A 22,274-nucleotide genomic window follows, 5' to 3' on the forward strand; every position below is an offset into this window, starting at 1 on the left:
CATCCCAGATATTGATATCTTGCTTTTTAAGTTGAAACTTCGTCAATCACTTGGAATCAGGGGTATAATTAGAGATGAGGTGATCACTGTGGAAAGTCCAGATCAAGATCGTATACTGCCCGAATCTATAGATGAAAAATACTGGCATGCCATCATCCATAACGATAATTCTTATGATGGAACGTTCTTTTACGGCGTGCAGACAACAGGTATTTTCTGCCGACCTTCCTGTAAGTCCAGAGCACCTAAAGCTGAAAATGTGCTGATATTTCAACATGTTGAAGAAGCGTTGGCACGAAAGTTCAGACCCTGCAAACGTTGCAAACCCACCGGCGAGCGGGTACCTGATCAGGAGTGGATATACGGGATTAAGGATTACATCGAACATCATTACGCCGAACCTCTAACCCTAGATGTCCTTGCCACTGTAAGTCATGGCAGTCCTTATCATCTGCATCGTGTGTTCAAGCGGATTACTGGCCGTACACCGGTTCAATATATACAGGAAAAACGAATCACCGAAGCCCGGAAGTTACTTGAACATACCAGACACACCGTCATCGAGATTGGCCGCCATGTCGGTATACCGAACTCAGCTTATTTTATTACTGTATTTCGCAAACACACAGGTCTTACACCTGCACATTACCGTGAAAGGCATGACAACTCATGAAGACCAACCTATCTTACAAAGTACCCAAAACGTTAATGAACAAAGGAACAGGTTTCCTTCATGGCTATACACATACGCTGAATCCTTACACAGGCTGCGCCTTCGGTTGTTCCTATTGTTATGTCAGACAGATGCCCGTCTCCCTATTTCGCAAAGAGGATTGGGGAAGCTGGGTAGATGTGAAACAGGAGGCTTCCCGAGTGTTCGCCAAAGAATTGCAGCGTGCCCTCGCAAAAGGGAAAGTCACTCTATTCATGTCATCCAGTACAGACCCGTATCAACCCGCTGAGTATAAGGAGTGTATCACACGTTCATTGCTTGAAATCATGGTGCAGCATGCACCTGATTTTGTACTCGTCCAAACCCGCAGTCCACTGGTTACCCGCGATATAGATCTATTACAGCAGTTAGGTGACCGGGTTCGGGTCAGTATGACTGTAGAGACGGATCTGGACGATATGCGCAAGCATTTCAGTCCTTCCGCTCCCCCGATTGCAGGCCGATTACGTGCACTAGAACAGTTGCGGGATGCAGGAATACCCACACAGGTTGCGATTGCTCCCGTATTACCCAGCAGTGAACAGTTTGCAGCCATCTTGAGACCTCTGGTTCAGCGTGTATGCATTGACGATTATTTCATGGGCGATGGCAGTGAGGGTAAGCGCACCCGTCGACTCGGTATGGAATCGCTATACCAGCAAGTCGGGATGGAGCACTGGTATCAGCCAGATGCGTATCAGACTGTGGTTCAGCGGATGAAAGACCATTTTGCCGAGAATGAAATCTGGATCAGTCAGGCGGGATTTGAGCCTTAATTGGCTATATAATTTGAACCAAAGAATATTTACACTGGACACTCCGATGACAGGACAACCTTCCGATCGCTGTTAAACCCAGAATTTTTTGACTTAATAATAAAACAGCCCCTTTCTGTTTTGCAGGGAAAGGGGCTGTTCGTCATGCTATATACAATTATGGCTATCTTACTTATCCAACGTATACAATGGCAGATCCACCGGCAATGCAGCCGGGCGCTGACACGAGCTTTTCATTTGGTAGAATGTCTGTTCATCAGATGAATCATGGAATGCCCACATGGCCTCAAGTACGTGGTATGCCAGTTCCCCACTCGCACGGTGTGCACGTCCGCTATGTGCTGCATAGGCCATATCTGCCACACCGATACCGCGTGTATTTTCCTGATACCCTGGTAGAAGCGGAACTTCCGTCCATTCATGTTCACCTAACAAACGGTAACGAACGGGACCGCCGAAGGTATTCGGGTCAGGTACCTGCAATGTACCGTGCGTGCCATATATCTCAATTGGCGGCAGTGCACTTCCGCCAAATACGTCAAAGCTCGTAATCAGGGTGCCAATGGCTCCCTGTTCAAACTGTAACAGACCGGTAACGTGAGTTGGAATTTCGACGGGAACTACCTGGCCTCTCTTTTTCTCACTCGTTATCGTCCGCTCTTCCATGGCTTTACCCGTCATGCCTGCAATTGATTTGATCGGGCCCATCAGTTGAACCAATGCCGTAAGGTAGTACGGACCCATGTCAAACATTGGCCCTCCGCCTGATGCGTAATAAAACTCCGGATCGGGATGCCAGTGCTCATGACCACGGCTCATCATAAATGCGGTCGCCGCCACCGGCTTACCGATGATCCCTTCCTCCACCAATTGAAGTGAAGTCTGGATGCCTGAACCAAAGAACGTTTCTGGTGCACAGCCCACGAGTAATCCTTTACGCTTTGCTGTTTCAAGCACGGCCTGCCCCTCTTCACGAGTAACAGCAAGTGGTTTTTCTACATAAACATGTTTACCAGATTCAAGCGCCCGCAAGCATACATCCGCATGAACGGAAGGAATGGTCAGGTTGATGATCAGCTCAATCTCGGGATCAGCCAAGAGTTCGTCGACGCTGTATACGTTAGGAACGTTATAGGCAGCAGCCTGTTCTTCGGCACGTTTCCGATCAAGATCCGCAACAGCAACAAGTTCCAGCACCTCGAACCGGTGACAGTTTTCCATATAAATACCGCTGATTTTACCGCAGCCAATAATGCCTACTTTCATTGTTTTCATGCCTGGGGCTCCCTTCGCCGTGGATCAGAAATGGTTTATCCATTGAGGATGAATGGTTGACACTGAGTTACGTTTGCAATCAAACTACAATCTCATTAGTTCTGGTTGTCCGCCATGCCTGTGTACACTTCGGTTGCTGCACTTACTCGGCTCTTGGCAAGTTCTTTGCCTGCTGCTGTCCATTTGAAACCACTGCGCATCATTTCCGTCACAGGTTTCATGTCTACAATGTCTGCATGGTGTCCCAGTGAGTTATAAAATACCCGCCCTGCGCCCCATCGTTTCGTCCAGACAACAGGCATATCTACCGGTCCATTGGCTGCATGCGGACCAGTCACCACGGGGAAACGAGTTGTTGCCAACACTTCCACGGCCGGGTCTACGTGCAGGTAGTACTGTTCACTTTTCACCTGAAAATCTTCAATATGATCCAATAACGGGCTAGAGCCTCGCTTCATGTTCACCATGTACTCCACACCATCGTTACCTGGATGAGCAACCCATTGTCCACCCGTCATAAACTGCCAGTCCACGTTATTTCGGAAGGCATCACACATCCCGCCATGAAGACCAGCCAAGCCCACACCGCTCTGAACAGCCGCTGATACGTTATTGACCAGTTCCTGCTCAATCTGTCCCATCGTCCACAACGGCACGATCAGATCCAGACTCAGCAGTTTCTCTGCATCCGCATAAGACTCCAACGTATTCGAGACTTCAACCTCGAACTGCTCTTCCTTCAAAATGCGTTCAAAAATCGCCGCTACCTGCTCCGGTTCATGTCCATCCCAGCCGCCCCACACAATCAGTGCTTTACTCATCGTTTCATCACTCGCTTTCGAATAGTTTAGTGGTGTTCAACTCTAATTCTGACGTCTCTGTCTCGGTATCCATCATTGCTCACATCTCTTCCAGCGTCACCCAGCGCCGTTCTGTTACCGAACGCTCTACTGCTTCCAGTACAGCCTGACAGGCAACCCCATCGTGGAAACTCGGGGATGGTTGTCGTCCTTCGGAGATCGCAGTCACCAGCTCCAGCATCTCATGGGTGAACGTGTGCTCGAATCCAATCGTATGTCCGGCAGGCCACCAGGCTTCGGCATATTTATGTGCAGGATCAGTCGCCAGTACACGGCGGAATCCCTGTACGTCCTCTTCATCTTTTGTAAAGTAAACTTCAAGTTCGTTCATCCGTTCAAAATCAAAGCGTACACTGCCGAGACTGCCGTTAATCTCAAACGAGTTTGTACTGCGATGACCCGCTGCAAAACGTGTAGCCTCGAAGCTGCCCAGCGCACCTCCTGCGAATCGTGCCAGGAACAGGGTAGCATCGTCGACAGTCACTTCTCCTTTGGGAGCATCCGCATTCGAGCTGCCTTTTGCACTCAACCCCGTCATCTCGGCTGCAAGCGGTCGCTCTTTGATAAATGTTTCGCTCATACCGATGACTTCCTGGAATTCACCAACAAGGAAACGAGCCAGATCGATTAAGTGCGCACCCAGATCCCCATGGGAACCGGAACCTGCCACTTCTTTTTGCAAACGCCATACCAGCGGGAACGATGGGTCCATGATCCAGTCCTGAAGGAAAAACGCACGGAAATGATAGATTTTACCCAGTCGCCCGCTCTCCACCAGATCTTTGGCTAACTGCACCGCTGGTGAGAAACGATAGTTGAACCCGACCATATGGGCGACCCCAGCATCCTCTGCTGCCTGAAGCATCTCACGTGAGTCAGCAAGTGACAGAGCCAGAGGTTTCTCACAAAACAGATGTTTACCCTGACGGGCTGCTTCCAGCGCTATTTCCTTGTGGGCATCACTTGGCGCGTTGATATCGATCAGATCGATATCATCCCGCTTCACCAGTTCGCGCCAATCGGTTACACTTTCGGACCAGCCGAACTGATTTGCTGCCTCCTGCACTCCCTGCTCGTTACGTCCACAGATCACAGACATCTCAGGCTGCAGCGGAGCAGACGGGAAAAACATTGGCAGACTGCGATAGGCATTACTGTGGGCCTTCCCCATAAACTTATATCCAACCATTCCGACACGAAGACGATTTGACATGATCATTTCCTCCTTTGGAATAATAAAAATTCTTTCAATATGTGTACCAATACATTATTGACGGATAGAAGAAGCCCGGATGATCAGTTCGGTAGGCAACAACGCTCTCGCTGATTCGGTTACCGTCACAACTGAGTGATTCTCTTTATGCGCGATACCCACAGACCCATGCATAAGCTTCGATGCTGCAAGTTCACCCATCTCAAAAAATGGAACCCTGACGCTGCTCAGCGGCGGAACCGCCATCTCGGCGGCATCGGAATCGTCATAACCGACAAATGCCGGAAAATCCTCCACCCGGATTCCCCGCTCACGCAAACCATGCATGACACCAATGGCCATCCGGTCATTGGCCGCAAATACAGCATCAATCTCATGTAGCCGATCTGCTACAATCGCTGCCGCCTCGATGCCACTTCGTCTACTATAATTCCCCTCAAGCAACAGACTCGGGTCCAGCTCCATCCCCGCTTCTTGCAAGCCAAGGCGGACACCTTCCATTCGCTCCTGGCTGTTGGAGTAGCTGTCTGGACCATTGAGAAAAGCGATTTGGCGATATCCCTGATCCGTAAGATGGCGTATGGCAAGCCTGCTGCCTTCCACATGATCCGCATCCACTTCCATGAACGATCGGCCGGCAAAATGCTGATTCATGACACAGAACGGATGTCCCTCCTGGTGAAGCAGCTGCATGGCTGCCAATTCATCATGTTCATCTCTGGCACCAAGGATAATGCAAGCGTCCACTTTCTGACGACGGAACAGATCCGTATAATTCATCACTTCACCGGGTGTCCGGAACATAACCAGCAGATCCATGCCATTGTCTCTGGCTTTGCTTCCAATCCCGCTCAGCATTTCCGAGAAAAAATACGCCGAGAACAGATGCGCCTTCGGAACATAAGGCAATACTACGCCAAGGTTCCCGCTTTTACTTCTGGCAAAACTGCGAGCAAGAGCGCTGGGCACATAGCCTAACTGTTCGGAAGCTTCAAGGACCTTGCGGCGAGTCTCTTCCTTAATAGGACCTACCCCGTTATGTACCCGGGAGACCGTCGCCTCGGAAACACCCGCAAGATCAGCCACTTCTTTACGAGATGCCATGATTTTACCCCCCTTTATATAAGTTGAACTAAAGATTATTTACACTGACACTACGATGACAGAATAACCTTCCAATCGCTGTTATCCCCAGATTTTTTTGATTCCCTTTTCCTAAAGGGAAAATCCGGTGATAGCGTATGCTTCCGATGTAGCTTTCTTTCAGAAAGCTTTTAGGCGAACGCTTCGCTTTTTCAGGTTTTTTCTGTCCTCTCCGTTATCGTGCAAATGATTAATTCAACTTATATAACTCATCAGCAATAATATAGTAATTAAAAATCGATATTTATGTACGCGCGTACATTTTCTCATGCCATGTAACCGTTGTCAATGCTTTAATACAAAAAATAATGAGGGCTTGGATTAACCCAAGCCCTCATTATTTATTCTTGCTATATATGATACTTTCATTGAATTCGTGCCCCCTATAATCTTATGGGCACCAGTTACTTATCAAACTCATTACAGCGATTACAGTTGACCCTATTTGATCGATTCATGGAGAGTTCAGCTCACAACCTGGTTGTAGGAGGATTGACTAAACTCAGCCTGTTCCATCGTTTTTACATGATTCGGAATGCGGTCCGATGGTTCTGGCGTGGATTGGAGCTGTCTTACTTTGTGCAACACTTCCTTGTTTGGCAGGAAGTGTTGGGAGCGAATGAATCGAATGGTTTTGGTTTTGGCACGCATGACGATTGAATCCGTCTCGGCGCGATCATCCGCAAGATATCGTACTCCCCCCAGAATCTCACCTGGCGTCACACCTGTTGCGGCAAAAATGACGTCCTCCGTGCCGATCATATCTTGCATCGTTAACACTTTGTATGGATTATCAATCCCCATCTGCAGGCAGCGCTGGAATTCGTCCGCGTTGGCAGGCATCAGGCGACCTTGAATCTCGCCCCCCAGACAAGACAGCGCTGCGGCAGCCAACACACCTTCCGGCGCTCCTCCAGATCCGACATACAGATCAATGCCCGCCTCTGGGAAGGCCGGTGCCATTGCACCCGCCACATCACCGTCACTGAGGAACTTGATCCGCACGCCAACCTTGCGCAGGGTCTTTATAGTGCTCTCATGGCGCACACGATCCAGAATCATTACCGTCAGATCCGAGATGTTTTTGTTCAATGCGGAAGCAGCTTTCTCCAGTGTGACTTCAACCGGATCTTCAATGCTGACCTTGCCTACTAGCGCAGGCCCTACCGCCAGTTTCTCCATATACATGTCCGGTGCGTGGAGCAGGTTACCTTTTCCCGCCACTGCAATAACCGATAGAGCGTTGTTTAGTCCTTTGGCCACAATTTCTGTACCTTCGAGCGGGTCTACAGCCACGTCCACCTCTGGCCCCTCAGCGTTGCCCACTTCCTCGCCGATGTACAACATGGGTGCTTCATCCATTTCTCCTTCACCGATTACCACCGTGCCGCGAATGGACACGGAATCGAACATGGCGCGCATGGCCAAAGTAGCCGCTTCATCTGCACTGTTCTTATCGCCTCGTCCCATCCAGGGTGCTGAAGCTAACGCAGCCAATTCTGTTACTCTGACAATTTCCAACGCCAGTTCGCGTTCCATTTTTCCCACTTCCTTTCCAATTTCCAAAAGCATATCGTGAAAGCGATACTAAATCCATCGCAAATCCATATGAAATCGATCTATAAAAGGCTTAGTAGCGCTCCTTCGAACATTTTATACCTTATTTATCCAATTAATATTTTGATTCATTTCACTTCGGTTTTGGCTCGTTTCAAGAGGTCATTCCATTTGATTTCTCACTTGAAATATTAATTCATCTTCCATTTTTATCCTAAAAAAACAAAGAGTTCGACTCAGTGAATTAACACGTCCGTTTCATGCACAAAAAGTTCTTTTAACATAATATATATACAACTAATACAATGATTAATAAGAACGTAACGCTATCTAGCAGACTACGAACGAAAACGATTTTCGGCTCGCTTCCCAAACGTAGATATAAACTAATAAACGGTAATGATTATCCTTTAGATCAATCGGTTCCCTTCACGGTTATTGAGCTAAATTCTACTGCTAATTATGTATTAATCAGGCCTTTAACTTTTACTAAAGCCATAGATACAGCTTATGAAGGTCATCGAAAATAATAAGTTTACATAATATTTTTTTATGTAATTTTTCTTGTCCCTTTCTTCATTTTAGTATTCAACGGTTCTGGCAAAACATAAAAAAGCCCGAAAGAATTCTGCTTAAATAGCATTTTTCTTCCAGGCTTTACCCTACAGGATCCGTCATAGTATCGTTTTGGTCATTATAAAGTCAATCTGCTCCTCATCTCCCATATAAAAAGCATGGGCTCCTTTCTTAACAAACCCCATCTTTTCATAAAAGGCGATGGCATTTTCGTTTTTCTCCCACACCCCTAACCAGATATTCCTTTTGTGATGTTCTGTTGCCAACTCTATGGCTTTATGGAGCAAGACTTTACCAAGGCCATGTTTTTGGAACTCTTTCTTGATATATACCCGCTCAATCTCAAGGGATTCCACGCCCATCTTCTCAGATTGAGCATCATTGATATTCAATTTCATGTACCCGGCAAGTTTATGGTTGACATAAATAAAAAGAAATTGTGAATCTGCAATAGACAGTTCTGTTTCTAATCGCTCCCGATTAAATGCCTTTTCCAGATAGGCTTTCATATTTTCGGGTGAATTTTTCGCTTTAAACGTTTCATTAAACGTCTCATAACTAATTTTCTGCAGTTCACTTACATGTTCAATGGTGCATATCTCTATACGAATCATCATCTATATTCACATTCCTTTAACAAGTTAATCATGAATCATTTGTTGCAAATGCAATAAAAAAGGATTACATTGAATTTAGCTTAATTTTGTTGTATTTGCAACATAATATTAAAAAAAGAGGTTGAATGAATTGAAAGTTGTGCTTTTTGTCGCAGGTATTCTCATCTTAACGCTTGGCATTTCCCTTACCATGGTCTACTTCTTCAGTTCATCATGGCTCATACGAAAAGGATAATAGATCGCCTACTAACAGACTTGGATATATCGTCCCGTACTGAACGTGAAAAAGAACATTCCGTCTAACGGATGTACACCGTCTACACCATAAAAGGCTGGATCAGAGGTATCCCCCTACTGATCCAGCCCATTTACCGTTCTTTCTACCTTACGGCTCAATTCCCCACACAAGCTGACCGTTCACATACCCGGTAACCTTATCATGGTTTGCGAACTGACTACTGGAGGCCTTGAACGAGTAATCGTTCGTCTGAGTGTAATTCGACCAATTGTTTTTGGAAAAGCGTGCTTGAACCTCTGCACTCTGGCCCGCATTCAGTGATCCCGCTGCACTTGTAAAGCCCACTTCAAGATAATGATCCGCCCCGGCAACTGGAGTCGTCAGTTTAACGAATTGGCTGGTTACATTCGCACTGCCCATACTGGCCCAGTCTGACCAGAACGTCTGAGTTTCTTCCCCGTCAATCGTATAGTAATACCGGAGTTTTACATCACTCAACGGGATGGCCGAATTACCAGAGTTGACCAATTTGAATTTGGGTGAAATTCCGTTGGTGGATGCACTTGTATTGCCGTTAAACGCTTGAATCGTCAAATCTCCGGCAGGTACAGTAACTGTACTGTCTACTACGTTCACTGTTAATATAGCGTTATTACCGCCATTGAAGTGAAAGGTCAATACGTTCTGTCCCAAGGGCAGCGTAGCAAGATAGGTTTTATCCAGAACAACAGCAGAGCTGGATGCTGTATAATGCTGACCCGCTACAAGTGTGACGTTCTCCTTCGTGATGCTTGTGAGTTGACGGCCATTTAAGGTCATAGATACATTAATGTCTTGCGCGGAATTCGTCGCTTTATCAAATGTTGCATTCACAGGAGAGATCGCAGCATTCGTACTCGGTGTTGAATCCACAATTTTGACTTTTAACAAAGGGTCCTGGCCTTGATTAAAATCCAGAACAATTGAATGCTCTCCAACTGGCAGTGTCGCCAGATAAGCTTTTTTTAGCAGCAATGTGCTTCCACTCAGGGTATAGTCCGTATTTACGGTCAACGCATTGTTTCCTGCCCGAAGAGCGGTCAGCGTATGACCATTTGCATTCACCGTTACGGATTTGTCACTTTGATTGGGTGTGTATTTATCAAATTCAACGTTTGCAGGGGTAATGGATGCGCTGGGGTTGGGATTGTTAACCTTTAAATTTGGCAGCTCATCCAACGTGATGACATAATCACTTTGATAAAGCGTTTTCAGTGTTGCAGGATAATTAAATGCGGAACTCATCAGATGCTCGCCATACCAAGGACAGAAGTACAGCCATCCTGATTTCTCCTCTGTCAGATTTTTCACGCTTGGAATCGTATCGTTCTCCGTCATCGCTACCATTTTCGTACCACCGGTCAACTCAACAAGCTTATAGAAGATCGAGGTGATCGCATCCTCATTCGGTACGCCCGACAAGCCGTCATAACGGTTGTAGATCGTATTGTATTTATCGTATCCAACTAGATCCACCTGATCATCGCCTGGATACCAGGCCGGAGAAGTACTATATACATAGCTGTTGTAGGTCCAGATCAGATTGTGCAAGCCATACGTCTCCGTTAGTTCGGTATAGAGAAGATCCCACAGCTCTTTGTACACTTCTGCGCCTGCTGAAGCCCACCAGAACCAAGCTCCTTCCCCGTTCAGTCCGCCGTTGCCTTCTGCTTCATGATACGGACGGAACAGAACCGGCACGTTGTTGTCCTGCAAAATCAGCAATTGTTCTGCCAGATCCTCAATGGTCATCATCACGTATTGATACTCTTTGGTACCGGGAATGACCGCATTTGCTGTATTAAAATTCGTCTCCGTTGGCTTGTAGGTAGCTTCTTTCCAATCAACAAAGTCCCCGAGTTCATACGTATTGAAATTGCGGGGTACATTGATATGCCAGGAAGCTGTTGCAATACCTTCACGGTTATTCACCCAATCAATCATGCGATCGGTTGTACCGTCCTCCCAACCATACAACGGATTGTAATTCATCAAATCAAAGCCGCGAATAGCCGGATACTTTCCGGTCAGATCGTGGATCCATTCGAATTCAAGTTCCGAATCTCCGTCATTCCCTCCTCCATAGATCTCTTGCTGACCAGAAATAATATGGTTTCCGTATACCTCCGTTAAATAATTCATCAAAATTTGCGTTTCCGGTGTGGCCTCAGGATCACTAAGAATTGGCTGTACATGCAGGGGGTCCAGATCCGCATAATCGACTGTAAAAGTATCAAAATACGCGAAGCCCCAACCTGCCTTCAGCTCAATGGTATTGCTACCCTGATTCAACTTGTGAAATCCAAAATCAAAGTCAGACCACGTTGTTGTGTAAGGCAGCATATACGCACCTTTTGTAACACCATTCACGATTAGATTTTGTGACCTGCCATCTGCACTGAGCTCCTGCATATATCGTGTGGAGATTGCGTACATGCCGGTTTCCGGGACAGTAACGGTGAAGGTTAGTGTGCCAGAGTTCTGCATCCAGACAAATCCGGCCCCAGAGAATCCGGGCTTGGGTTGTCCATAGATTGAAGTGACCACTTGAAGATCCGGGGTGAGCTGCGCATTTTCGCTTTCGATGGTGAAAAGTGGGGGGGCTGCATGAATGGGCGCTGTCATTAACCCAAGCAGTAAGATCAATGCCAGCATCATTGCGGTTGCCTTTTTGAGCAAATTTTTCATCAATTCCATCTTCCTTCCCAAGTGAAATATGATAATGAAATGTCAATGAACCCATTCATGATGGCGCTTTCATTGTAAACATAGCATGCACATCAAAATTTGTAAATATATGGTGATTAAGATTATACAGAATTCTTTTATACCAACATTTTAAACACTTAATCTTAAAATCATCTGTACCTCAACGATTTACCGAAAACGATTCATTATCTCACCATAATCGGGCCTGAACTTCACCTCCCGTTATGTGATAGAAAACATACAAAAACAAAAAAAGCATTCAGGGATCGAATGCTTTTTTAAAGAATGTTTCTTCAATTTATCTTGCTTATGTCTACGTCCTGCATCCCGGCTCAACTAACGGTTCCCTCGGCAGACGTTTCCTTTACCGCACAACGTTCCCCTGCCTTGAGTACCGCCCGAATAATGCCACCGTAGCCCGTACAACGACATAGATTCCCGCACAATCCTGTTTCAATCTGTTCTTGTGTAGGCTCAGGATGTGCATCCAGCAATGCCTTGGTTGAGATCACCATGCCCGGAGTGCAGTAACCGCACTGGAACCCACCTTCCTCCACAAAAGCCTGTTGAATCGGATGCAGAGTCCCTTTCTCATCCCCGTGCAGACCTTCAATCGTTGTAATGTCACTGCCTGCACATTGATAAGCCATGACAAGACAGGAATTCACAGGCTCTCCATCCATCAGAACCATACATGCACCGCAGCGACCAACTTCACAGGATACTTTGGTACCCGTCAGTTGCAAATGAGTCCGAAGCACATCGACAAGTCGGGTCGTTTGCGCGATCTCCAGATGTTTCTCTTCGCCATTCACAACGGCTGTCCAGTGACTCTCAAGTGGCTTACTCATGATGGACTCACTCCTTCCTGCAAAGGTACATTTAAAGGTCTGACCAGTTGTTCTCTCGGTACGGGAAGACGATTAACCCATACGCCTGTCGCCTGGTGAATGGCGGCTGTAATGGCTGGCGCAAGCGCTACGGAACCAATCTCACCAATGCCCCTCGGTCCGAATGAATCCCCCTCAGGCAAGTCTTCAATGGCTTCAACCTCCAGATGGGTATGAATATCCTTAATGGTTGGAATCAGATACGTGTCGAGGTTCGTGGTTACATACCGGCTATCCTGCATGACCGCATCCTCGGTCAATGTGAATCCAAGCGCCATGACACTCCCGCCTTCAATCTGTCCGATAAAGCCCATGGGGTTGATCACCGGACCTGCCGCTACAACATGACGTGTATCCAGCAGCTTGGTTTCTCCGGTCAACGTATTTACTTCCACCTCTGCCGCAACCGCCGCATACGTATACAAATAATGCCCGCCTACCACATTGTCCGGCGTAGTTGGATAATCGAACTTTGTATCGAAAATCCATTCATCGGCTTCACCCTGTGTCGCGAGTTCAGCATACGAAACTACAAAGCCTGATTCTGTTTCTAGTTCTGAAGTTTCGGCAGGAAGCTGGCCTTTGCGCCATATCCCCCCAGGTCCTGTTGCCAGTTCATCCGCCGGAATGCCCGACATCTCAGATGCAACAGCGAGAACACGGGAACGAAATGGAGTCTGCAAACGTTGAAGCGCCATCCAGGCCATCGTTGTTGAACGTGAAGCTGTACTTGATCCGCTATGTGGTACACGATCTGTATCTCCAATGATGATACTAAGATCCGATGTACTGCACTGGAATAGATCACATAACATAATTTCCAATGTTGCAATGAGCCCTTGACCGAATTCCTCGTAGCTAAACGCCACCTCAATCTTGCCTTCGTTATTCAGGGACAGACGGCCTCCCGCAGGGTCCGGAATTCCGTATCCCAGCCCTGCACCGTGCATGGCGATGGCTGCTCCAACTCCACGTTTGATCCATGGCGGCAGAGAAGGATCTGCCGGGGGTTGCTGATGTTTTTGCCACAGTTCGGAGCGATCCAATGCCTCCCATACTTGGGACAGTCCATCCGTAACCAGAATACGTTGATTCAGTGGGCCGGGATCATTCTTTTCCCTCATATTACGTCTGCGGAACTCCCAAGGGTCCATGTTCATGATCTCCGCAAGCCGATCCATCTGACCTTCCATGGCAAAAATCGCCTGATTCCCGCCAAATCCGCGAAACTCACCCGATAACCCGTTATTCGTATACACAGACACACCTTCCACATCCACATGGGGGATGGCGTAGGGTCCAAGGCAATGCTCGGTACAGAAGTTCAACACCGGTGCACCCAGTGTGGCATACGCGCCGGTATCTGCTGTAATGCGAACACGATGCGCTTGTATAATACCTTCCTGGCTCATACCCGTTTGCATTTCAATCTTCATTGGATGACGTTTCAACCCTGCACGCACGGATTCTTTACGTGAATTATGCATTTTCACAGGACGTCCGCATCTCAAGGCCAGCAATGCACCATAAGGTTGTACGTTGAGTTCATCTTTTCCGCCAAATGAACCACCAATCGGTGAAGACACCACCCGGATATCTTCTTCGGGACAGCCGATAATGCGCGCAAGCTGCATCCGGTCTTTATAGCCATGTTGCGTTGCCGCGTATACATTCAGCCTTCCCGCTTCATCCGGGACAAACAGGCCACCTTCCGTCTCCATATATGCATGCATCTGGCGAGGCGTATAATACGTCTCCGTCACGATATGTTCACACGCGGCAAAGGCTTGCTCGGCGTCTCCACGTTTGATCTCCGTGCGATGCAGCACATTACCTGGACCATGCCCATGCAGTTCTGGTGCGCCGGGAGCCAATGCAGCGTCTGTACTATTCAGCGGTGTGAGTTCCTCATACTCTACACGGATTGCATCCAGCGCAAGTGCCGCACGTTCCGGGGAATCCGCAGCAACGGCTGCAATGGCATCCCCAACATAACGAACAATATCTTCGCAGAACACCGGCTGATCCGGGGTCGCTATGCCAAAACGATTCAGGCCAGGCACATCTTTGGAGGTCAGAACCGCATAGACACCTTCCAACGCCTCAGCTTCCGAAGTATCTATAGATAATATGCGAGCATGAGGATATTCACTTCGCAATACTCTTCCATGAATCATGTCAGGCAGCGTCATATCCGTCAGATATTGAAGCTGCCCGGTTACTTTGGGTGCCCCATCTGGCCGCAAGTGCCAGCGTTCTCCACTCTGTTTCCGATTCAACAGCATGATCCCTCTCCCCCTTACCTTGATCCCATTTATCTATTCGAGAAGTGCTTCCCATAGCCCCGCGCCAAGAATGTTGCCTGCAGTCTGCTTACGATAATCTTCCGTTGCAAATGCATCGCCATAAGTGGTAAATTCGTCAGCCACACCAGCTGCAAGAGTCGCCGCTTGCATGACGGAAGCTTCGCTACCCAGAAGCTGTCGTTCCGTCTCCAGAAGTCGCATCGCCATGCCTGAGCCCCCGCCTGCAGCAATCGCAATCTTGGTCCAGCGATGATCCGAATCAATCTCACCGTATAACGCAACCGTCACCAGCGATGCACTGAACGTCTCCCGTCGACCCAGCTTGCGGTAAAAGGAAACTTCTCGTGTTGCAGGTCTGTGCTGCTCACCGTCCACATCGAACATCGATGACGATCTCATCGGAAGATGAATCGAGATCAATACATCCCTTGGATTACGACTGCCATCCCGTCCACCCTGAAGCCAGGAAGACACACTTCGAATCTCGATTCCGCTATCCGTCAACCAATGCAGCTCGGCATCATATACAAGCAAAGCAGGCAGCGTATCGCCTACTCCGGATACAATATTCCCGCCAATGGTTGCCACATTTCGAATGGAAGGAGCTGCAATTACATTCACCGCTTCATGCAGAATGGGCAGTTGATGCAGCAACGTCTGTGTAGCACATTCCTTTAAACGGGTCATTGCACCAATGATGATCTCATCTCCACGATGAGATATACGGCTCATTTCAGGAATACGAGCCAGGCTAATCATGTGTTCAGGTGCTGGAACCAAGCCGCCCTCCCACTGGGTTCGCAGCAACGTTCCACCTGCTGTCAAACAATATATTCCCTTCAATTCACTTCTCAACGTTTGCAGTTCTTGCAGGCTCTCAGGTTGCCATACGGATGGCAATGCTCCAGAACCATATGCCGGTGTTACCATCGCTGCATCCCCTTTCTCTCTCTTCCTTGGGCAGGAAATTCAACCGTCTGATCCAGATAATTCTTCAAATCATATGAGAGTTAAGCAGCAACGTCAATTACCTTCACATCGTTTTGGATAAATGTATAAAACCTGCGTTCTATTTGTGCTTGATGCATTATGATCTATGAAAAGCTAACATAAACTCTCTTTCGCCAGACGTGAAAAGAAGACAAAGAGGCCAACCAGACTGCCTGGCTGACCTCATCATGTTATTAATTTATACATGGTCATTTATCTTCTCCTGTTATATAGTCTGCCTGCCCCGATTCATATACATGACTCAGAATACGTTCCAATTCCGGTTCCGTATCCGCATCCCAAAAACTGGTCTCAGACAGGGGTACATGTACACCTGAATAGTTGGCGCTGCGCATAATTTTGCGTGCCCCCTCATCTCCATGCAGAGACAACAGAGGTCCGAACATATGGGAGCGAAAAGCAACGGGCGGCTTTCCACCCTCTCCGTCAGTAGCTGCCGCATAGTCACACAGCTTGTGGGTAGCCAGTGCCGTAATCACCCGATTCATATCCTGCGCTGTTAATAGAGGCTGATCACCCAGTAACATGAGAACGCCCTCCGGTTGGTATTCCATGGCCGACAATACACCAGCATGAAGAGAGTTGGCCATGCCGCAAGCATAGTCAGCACAGACTACAATTCGAAGTCGAGCTGTGGGATGATACGCATACGCGGCAGAATCAATCCATTTTACAGGCAGCCAAGCCAACGAATCTTCCGGTTTAACCACACAGACCACTTGATCCAGATCCGAATTCAGCGCAGCTTCCAGTGACCATGCAGCCAGTGACCTCCCGTCTGGCATGACAACCGAAAGTTTATCCCGACCAAGACGACAACTCCTACCTGCTGCCAGAACGATGCCCGTCATTCGCATGTGCAACGCTTCCCTTCTCCACCACCGCGGAACTCAAGGCAGAAACCTTATGTTTACATGCGATCAATTCCGCTGCAATGCTGATGGCGATCTGTTCGGGACCGTCTGCTCCGATGCTCAAACCAACGGGAGAATGCACATGTTTCAACGGTGGTAAGCCATCCAGCAGGCGGGCTGTTCGTGTTTTGGAACCCATGATGCCCAGATACGCGTACTCAAAGTCCACTAACATCTCCAACAGCTCACGTTCGCGGGGGAAATTGTGACTCATCAAAATCAAATAATCCCCGTTGTTCACATTTATCAGAGGCATGATCTCACATGGGAAACCCAGTACGAGTTCGGTTCCAGGGAACCGTTCCAAGGTGCATAAGGACTCTCGCCAATCGGCTATCACAACACGAAATCCTGCGGATTGGGCGAGTCTGGCAACAGGAATAACATCATTCCCGGCTCCGATGATAATCAGACGAGGTTTAGGCGTGTACAGTGAAGTGAGTTGCTGTGGAAGATCCCAGGGATTGGTTGAAACCGTATCGTTTGTCGATATTTCAGCATCAGAATCAGAGATTTGTTGTGAATCATTGGATAAATGGGAAGAGTGAGATCCATTTGACGTAACTGGTGCCACTTCAGGCACAAGCGTAAGGCGAGGTATATCGGGAAAATGTTGTGTTGATGCCGTATATTCATGTTTGATATTCCCACTGCTGTGTTGTACATCAACCTGTAATGGTGATCGATTATAATTTGCCAGACGATCAGGAGGGACGAGTGCAGGGCGCAAGACTGGCTGGTGACGCTTTTCCGTAGGCTCAATCCGTTTCCAGTCATATTCAACCCTCGTATGATCATCTTGGAACGTTCGGATTAATGCTGTTGCAGCGCCGGATTGAAAACACTCATGCATCTTCTGTAACGTATATCGGAGTTCACCATACACAGGTTCAAGCAGCACAACAACAAGTCCGCCGCAGCCAATCGTCTCCCCCCAGGACAGATCATCCTCGGGACGCATGTCGTACTCCGCAAATTCCATCTGCTTCGTATCCAGCACATGGCTCACCCGGGCCTGAAGATCACTCTCCAGGCATCCCGGACTGATACTGCCATACATTTCGCCATCCTCGGTCAACAGCATAGAGACTCCCTGCTTACGGTAAGCATGACCCTCTACCTTGATTGCTGTTGCGAGCACGCAGCGCGTATCACGGGCTGGGATTGCACACAGATCATGCATTTCCATCGTCGTCTCCATCCTTTCTGGCATTGCATAAGGTTGCTTCAATCAGATGCGCTTCATCAATCTCGCAATGCTTTTATCTGACTCACGCAGCACAATGCCACGATCGATCGTTTGAATCTTGCGATTCTTGAGTACAATGCTGCCATCGATAATAACGGTGTCCACACAGCTACGTGTTGCCGAATAGACCACGCGGGAATAGACATCTGTCTCATAGGAAGGGTACGTGTGGAAATCATCGAGATCCAGCAGCAGCATATCTGCCTTTTTGCCCACTTCAAGACTGCCAATTTCCTTGGACAAGCCAAGCACCTCTGCACCACCCATGGTAGCCATGCGTAATACGGTCCGGGCATCCATCACGGTTGGGCCATGAGGAATCTTCTGCATCAGCGCTGTGAGGCGCATCTCCTGAAACATATCCAGATTGTTGTTGCACGCCGCTCCATCAGCACCGATGCCAACCGCGATCTGACGATTCAGCAGATCCGGAATATCCGCCACCCCGGAAGAAAGCTTCATATTCGATCCAGGACAGTGAGTGACTTTGACTCCGCGCTTGCGGATGATCTCTTTCTCTTCCTCACTTAGCCATACACAGTGGGCAAGCACCAATCTTGGGGTCGCCAGACCAATATGATCGAGGTATACGATGTTACGCATCCCGCGTTCGTGTTCGACCAGTTCGATCTCTCCGCGATTCTCGGAGGCATGGGTGTGGACTTTGACATGATATTTATTGGACAGATCGCGCACCTCTACCAGCAATTCTTCGGTACATGATACAACGAAGCGAGGACAGAAAGCATATTGAATGCGACCTCCGCCAAACCCGTTCCATTTCTCCAGCAGATCCACACTCTGTTGCAGCGAAGTTGCCGTATTCTCACGCAAAGGTTCCGGAACCTCGTCTCCATGATCCATCATCACCTTGCCGGAGATGACCCGGATGCCGCTCTGTGCCATCGCCTGAAACGCCGAGTCTGTGTGATGTACCGTCTCCATATCCAGAATAGTCGTAGTTCCGCTGGAGATTAATTCGCCGAGTCCAAGCATTGCTGAATAATACACAGACTCCTCATCATGCGCTGCTTCCAGCGGCCAGATCCGTTGACGAAGCCAATCCATCAGTTCCAGATCGTCCGCACGTCCACGGAACAAGGTCTGACACAGATGAATATGCGTCTGGATGAAGCCAGGCAATAGCACTTTGCCGCGAGCATCAATGACCTGATCAGCCTGAACGTCAATGTGAGCTGCAATCTCCTTGATTTTATTATCCTCGATTAACAGATCTCCAATGAACACTTCCTCTTCTGCATTCATCGTCACAAGCTGTGCGCCTTTCAGCAGGATCGTTCCCATGCCAATCTCCCCTATCTATGTCTGTCTATATCGTTCAATTCATACATATTTACCACCCAATAGCCATACCATCGCCTCTGGGGTCTGCGGCGCCGCTAATCATGCCGTCCTCACGAATGACAATGCCTTGTGACTGTCCCATAATACCGTCCCACGGTGCTCTAGCCTCAACGTTATGTCCCCACTTGGCCAGGGTTGCACATACGTCATCGTGATATCGGTTCTCCACACGCATCGTATCACCTTCTTCGCCCCATGTACGTCCATACACCCAACGTGGCAGGCTGATCGCTTCCTGAATATTCAGCCCGTAATCAAGCACGCCGGTAAGCACCGATAATTGGGTCTGCGGCTGGCCTTCTCCTCCCTGTGTACCCACGAGCATATAGGGTTTGCCATCTCGTGTAACAAGGCCCGGCATGAGGGTGTGGAATGAGCGTTTGTTCGGTTCCAGTACGTTGGCATCTCTCGGATCTAAGGAGAAAAAAGATCCCCGGTTCTGCATGATCACCCCCGTATCCCCTGGGACATACGCTGCACCAAAGTCAAAATACAGGCTCTGAATGAAGGAAACGGCGTTGCCTTCGCTATCTACAACCGCTGCATACGCCGTGTCCTGACCTATCGTTTTGGACAAAAACGGCTGTGCCACAGGTGGAGCAGATTGAATCTCATTCCACAATTGGTCTCCATAATCCTTGGATAACAGATGTTCCAGCGGTATGTCCCTGAAATCAGGGTCCGTCAGATACTGGTCACGATCACGAAACGCCTTTTTCACCACTTCCGCCATCAGATGATAGAATTCCGGTGAGGTACGTGCAACCGAGGACAGATCGATATGCTCCAGCATATTTAACATCATTAACATGGAGAAACCCTGCGAGTTGGGCGGCATCTGATGAACTTCATACCCACGGTACCCCGTACTGACCGGCTTCACCCACTCCCCTCGATGACCTGCAAAGTCCGCTGGTGCAAGCATACCTCCATCCTCACGAATAGCCGAAGTCAGCCGATCCGCGAGTTCTCCTGTATAAAAAGCATCTCGCCCTTCCGTCTGAATCAGACGAATGGAGGCAGCAAGATCAGACTGGATCAATAACTCGCCTTCCTGCAAAAGTGTACCCAAAGGAGCAAATACCGCCCGCAGCGGTGTATGCCCCATAATGTAATCTTCATCCCTTTCCATCCACAGGCGGAGATTCCGGGATACAGGGCACCCTTTTTCCGCATACTGGGCGGCGGGTTCAAGCAATTGTCCCCACGTTAACTTTCCGTACCGGGACCAGACTTCCCACCAGGCATCGACCATTCCCGGAACCGTGATGGCACTAAGCACACCACGCTGAGGAATCGCACTCATGCCCATCGCTTTGAACGTTTCTGCATGAATGCCTGCGGCTGAACGGCCACTTCCGTTATACGCGGTAATCTCACCACTGGCTCCGTCATGAATCAGGAAGAAGGCATCCCCTCCAAGACCGGTCATATGCGGATATACCACACCCAGCGCTGCACTGACCGCAACAGCAGCATCATAAGCATTCCCGCCCTGCTGGAGGATGGAGCTTCCCACTGCACTCGCCAGATAATGAGGAGTGGTAACCATAACTTCTCTGGAGATTGGCATCTGGTTTAACATAAGGCTCCCTCCTTCCCTGCATACACATCCAATGCGGCCTGCACTGCTTCACCGGCAGGCAATACGTGTCGATGACGTAATAGAACAGCTTCCAGCGCTCCGAGCACATGAAGTACGTTCTTGCGCTGGCAGCTGAATCCCATTGTACCGATTCGCCAGATTTGTCCTTTTAATGGCCCGAACGAACTGGCAATCTCAATACTGAAGTCGTTCAGCAACATGCTGCGCACCGACTCACCATCAATCCCCTCCGGAATCGTGATACAAGTGACTACCGGAAGTTTACTCGACATATCCCCGTACAGTTGCAGTCCCATTCCTTGAATTCCAGCGACCAATGCACGTTCATTCACCAGATGTCTTTGGAACCTGGCCTCCAATCCTTCTTGCAGCAAAATGCGCAAACCTTCGTGAAGACCGTAGAGCATGGAAGTAGCTTCTGTATGGTGGTTCAGCCGGGCCGAACTCCAGTAATCCTGCAATTGACTCAGGTCAAAATAATTGCTGGCGATGGTGCGGCCTTCTGCCCGTGCACTGGTTGCGTCACGGAGTCCGCGTTCAACGGTTTTGCGGCTCATCAGTTTCTGTTCCACACGACTGTTGTACGTGAGAGGTGCCATCCCTGAAGGAACGGACAGGCATTTCTGCGTTCCACCCATCACCGCATCCAGATGCCAGGCATCCGTTTCCACCGGAGTTCCGCCAATCGTTGCTACAGCATCCACGACGAGTAAGATATCAAGGTCGCGACAAGCTTTGCCAATCTCGGCAAGGGGCTGCATCTGACCGGTGGAAGTTTCACCGTGAACCATAGCAACCAGGCTTGGTTTATGGGTATGAATCGCCTTGATCACCTCTTCAGGATCAAATACCGTTCCCCATTCCGTTTCAAAAAAGACAACCTCCGCACCACAGCGTTCCGAGATTTCAACCAGCAGATGTCCGAATCGTCCGTAGATCGGAACGAGAACTTTGTCACCAGGCTGGATCAGACTGACCAACACCGCTTCAATACCTGAACGGGATGTACCATCGACAGGATAACACCACTCGTTATCTGTCATATATAACTCACGCAGCATCGCCATCGTTTCATTCATCAAGGATGTGAACTCCGGGTCGAACTGCCCCAGGATCGGAAAGGATAGTGCTCTGAGTACACGTGGATCAACTTCAACCGGTCCCGGGGTCATAATGGTCCGCAAGGACGGAGATAACTCTTTATAGGTGGACATCTTC

17 protein-coding genes are annotated in these 22,274 nt (G+C 48.6%); 2 read left to right on the top strand and 15 right to left on the bottom strand.

Going from position 1 to position 22,274, the window contains the following annotated elements; all coding sequences use genetic code 11:
- Positions 1–88 precede the first annotated feature (88 nt).
- Both ACE3K2_RS12510 and ACE3K2_RS12515 read left to right on the top strand, forming a co-directional pair.
- A complete protein-coding gene (locus ACE3K2_RS12510) occupies positions 89–673 on the top strand; it encodes a bifunctional transcriptional activator/DNA repair enzyme AdaA (protein WP_421890266.1) in 585 nt (194 codons plus the stop codon).
- Positions 670–1,488, top strand: a complete 819-nt coding sequence (locus tag ACE3K2_RS12515; protein ID WP_421890269.1) for an SPL family radical SAM protein — start codon at positions 670–672, stop codon at positions 1,486–1,488. Before ACE3K2_RS12510 ends, ACE3K2_RS12515 begins: the two co-directional genes overlap by 4 nt.
- A 168-nt stretch (positions 1,489–1,656) precedes the next feature.
- Here ACE3K2_RS12515 and ACE3K2_RS12520 read toward each other — a convergent pair whose 3' ends face one another.
- From ACE3K2_RS12520 to ACE3K2_RS12590, 15 genes are all read right to left on the bottom strand, one after another.
- Entirely contained in the window at positions 1,657–2,763 is a 1,107-nt protein-coding gene (locus ACE3K2_RS12520; protein ID WP_421890272.1) for a Gfo/Idh/MocA family protein, read from the bottom strand.
- Between the two features lie 95 nt (positions 2,764–2,858).
- Entirely contained in the window at positions 2,859–3,584 is a 726-nt protein-coding gene (locus ACE3K2_RS12525; protein WP_421890276.1) for a ThuA domain-containing protein, read from the bottom strand.
- 79 nt (positions 3,585–3,663) lie between these two features.
- A complete protein-coding gene (locus ACE3K2_RS12530) occupies positions 3,664–4,836 on the bottom strand; it encodes a Gfo/Idh/MocA family protein (RefSeq protein WP_036613779.1) in 1,173 nt (390 codons plus the stop codon).
- Between the two features lie 54 nt (positions 4,837–4,890).
- Complete coding sequence (locus ACE3K2_RS12535; protein WP_421890280.1) at positions 4,891–5,940, bottom strand: LacI family DNA-binding transcriptional regulator; 1,050 nt, start codon at positions 5,938–5,940, stop codon at positions 4,891–4,893.
- A 504-nt stretch (positions 5,941–6,444) separates the two neighbouring features.
- Entirely contained in the window at positions 6,445–7,518 is a 1,074-nt protein-coding gene (glpX, locus tag ACE3K2_RS12540) for a class II fructose-bisphosphatase (protein WP_421890283.1), read from the bottom strand.
- 692 nt (positions 7,519–8,210) lie between these two features.
- Positions 8,211–8,729 carry a GNAT family N-acetyltransferase gene (locus tag ACE3K2_RS12545; RefSeq protein WP_421890287.1) on the bottom strand — a complete coding sequence of 173 codons (519 nt, stop codon included), beginning with the start codon at positions 8,727–8,729 and terminating at the stop codon, positions 8,211–8,213.
- Positions 8,730–9,114: 385 nt separating this feature from the next.
- Positions 9,115–11,694: a glycosyl hydrolase gene (locus ACE3K2_RS12550; RefSeq protein WP_421890290.1), complete on the bottom strand. Its 2,580-nt coding sequence runs from the start codon at positions 11,692–11,694 to the stop codon at positions 9,115–9,117.
- Between the two features lie 353 nt (positions 11,695–12,047).
- Positions 12,048–12,566, bottom strand: a complete 519-nt coding sequence (locus ACE3K2_RS12555; RefSeq protein WP_421890294.1) for a (2Fe-2S)-binding protein — start codon at positions 12,564–12,566, stop codon at positions 12,048–12,050.
- Positions 12,563–14,890, bottom strand: coding sequence for a xanthine dehydrogenase subunit D (gene pucD, locus ACE3K2_RS12560; protein ID WP_421890297.1), 2,328 nt, complete (start codon positions 14,888–14,890; stop codon positions 12,563–12,565). Before pucD ends, ACE3K2_RS12555 begins: the two co-directional genes overlap by 4 nt.
- 33 nt (positions 14,891–14,923) lie before the next feature.
- On the bottom strand, positions 14,924–15,841 hold the full coding sequence (locus ACE3K2_RS12565; protein ID WP_421890300.1) for an FAD binding domain-containing protein: 918 nt from the start codon (positions 15,839–15,841) through the stop codon (positions 14,924–14,926).
- A 269-nt stretch (positions 15,842–16,110) separates the two neighbouring features.
- Entirely contained in the window at positions 16,111–16,779 is a 669-nt protein-coding gene (locus tag ACE3K2_RS12570; RefSeq protein ID WP_421890303.1) for a nucleotidyltransferase family protein, read from the bottom strand.
- Entirely contained in the window at positions 16,745–18,025 is a 1,281-nt protein-coding gene (locus tag ACE3K2_RS12575; RefSeq protein WP_421890305.1) for an XdhC family protein, read from the bottom strand. Before ACE3K2_RS12575 ends, ACE3K2_RS12570 begins: the two co-directional genes overlap by 35 nt.
- A gap of 42 nt (positions 18,026–18,067) precedes the next feature.
- A complete protein-coding gene (locus ACE3K2_RS12580; protein ID WP_062834805.1) occupies positions 18,068–19,390 on the bottom strand; it encodes a 5'-deoxyadenosine deaminase in 1,323 nt (440 codons plus the stop codon).
- 49 nt (positions 19,391–19,439) lie between these two features.
- The gene (gene ggt / locus ACE3K2_RS12585) at positions 19,440–21,035 is read right to left on the bottom strand and encodes a gamma-glutamyltransferase (protein WP_421890308.1); all 1,596 of its coding nucleotides are present in this window, start codon (positions 21,033–21,035) and stop codon (positions 19,440–19,442) included.
- A complete protein-coding gene (locus ACE3K2_RS12590; protein WP_074095406.1) occupies positions 21,029–22,270 on the bottom strand; it encodes a pyridoxal-phosphate-dependent aminotransferase family protein in 1,242 nt (413 codons plus the stop codon). The genes ggt and ACE3K2_RS12590 overlap by 7 nt, the downstream gene beginning before the upstream one ends.
- Positions 22,271–22,274 lie beyond the last annotated feature (4 nt).

The organism is Paenibacillus sp. (assembly GCF_048976745.1).
GTDB lineage: Bacteria > Bacillota > Bacilli > Paenibacillales > Paenibacillaceae > Paenibacillus.

What these genes read in the sequence shown, in the direction of transcription:
- ACE3K2_RS12515 (WP_421890269.1), top strand. Translation starts at nt 670, where the DNA reads ATGAAGACCAACCTATCTTACAAAGTACCCAAAACGTTAATGAACAAA.
- ACE3K2_RS12520 (WP_421890272.1), bottom strand. Translation starts at nt 2,763, where the DNA reads ATGAAAACAATGAAAGTAGGCATTATTGGCTGCGGTAAAATCAGCGGT.
- ACE3K2_RS12525 (WP_421890276.1), bottom strand. Translation starts at nt 3,584, where the DNA reads ATGAGTAAAGCACTGATTGTGTGGGGCGGCTGGGATGGACATGAACCG.
- ACE3K2_RS12530 (WP_036613779.1), bottom strand. Translation starts at nt 4,836, where the DNA reads ATGTCAAATCGTCTTCGTGTCGGAATGGTTGGATATAAGTTTATGGGG.
- ACE3K2_RS12535 (WP_421890280.1), bottom strand. Translation starts at nt 5,940, where the DNA reads ATGGCATCTCGTAAAGAAGTGGCTGATCTTGCGGGTGTTTCCGAGGCG.
- glpX (WP_421890283.1), bottom strand. Translation starts at nt 7,518, where the DNA reads ATGGAACGCGAACTGGCGTTGGAAATTGTCAGAGTAACAGAATTGGCT.
- ACE3K2_RS12545 (WP_421890287.1), bottom strand. Translation starts at nt 8,729, where the DNA reads ATGATGATTCGTATAGAGATATGCACCATTGAACATGTAAGTGAACTG.
- ACE3K2_RS12550 (WP_421890290.1), bottom strand. Translation starts at nt 11,694, where the DNA reads ATGAAAAATTTGCTCAAAAAGGCAACCGCAATGATGCTGGCATTGATC.
- ACE3K2_RS12555 (WP_421890294.1), bottom strand. Translation starts at nt 12,566, where the DNA reads ATGAGTAAGCCACTTGAGAGTCACTGGACAGCCGTTGTGAATGGCGAA.
- pucD (WP_421890297.1), bottom strand. Translation starts at nt 14,890, where the DNA reads ATGCTGTTGAATCGGAAACAGAGTGGAGAACGCTGGCACTTGCGGCCA.
- ACE3K2_RS12565 (WP_421890300.1), bottom strand. Translation starts at nt 15,841, where the DNA reads ATGGTAACACCGGCATATGGTTCTGGAGCATTGCCATCCGTATGGCAA.
- ACE3K2_RS12570 (WP_421890303.1), bottom strand. Translation starts at nt 16,779, where the DNA reads ATGCGAATGACGGGCATCGTTCTGGCAGCAGGTAGGAGTTGTCGTCTT.
- ACE3K2_RS12575 (WP_421890305.1), bottom strand. Translation starts at nt 18,025, where the DNA reads ATGGAAATGCATGATCTGTGTGCAATCCCAGCCCGTGATACGCGCTGC.
- ACE3K2_RS12580 (WP_062834805.1), bottom strand. Translation starts at nt 19,390, where the DNA reads ATGGGAACGATCCTGCTGAAAGGCGCACAGCTTGTGACGATGAATGCA.
- ggt (WP_421890308.1), bottom strand. Translation starts at nt 21,035, where the DNA reads ATGTTAAACCAGATGCCAATCTCCAGAGAAGTTATGGTTACCACTCCT.
- ACE3K2_RS12590 (WP_074095406.1), bottom strand. Translation starts at nt 22,270, where the DNA reads ATGTCCACCTATAAAGAGTTATCTCCGTCCTTGCGGACCATTATGACC.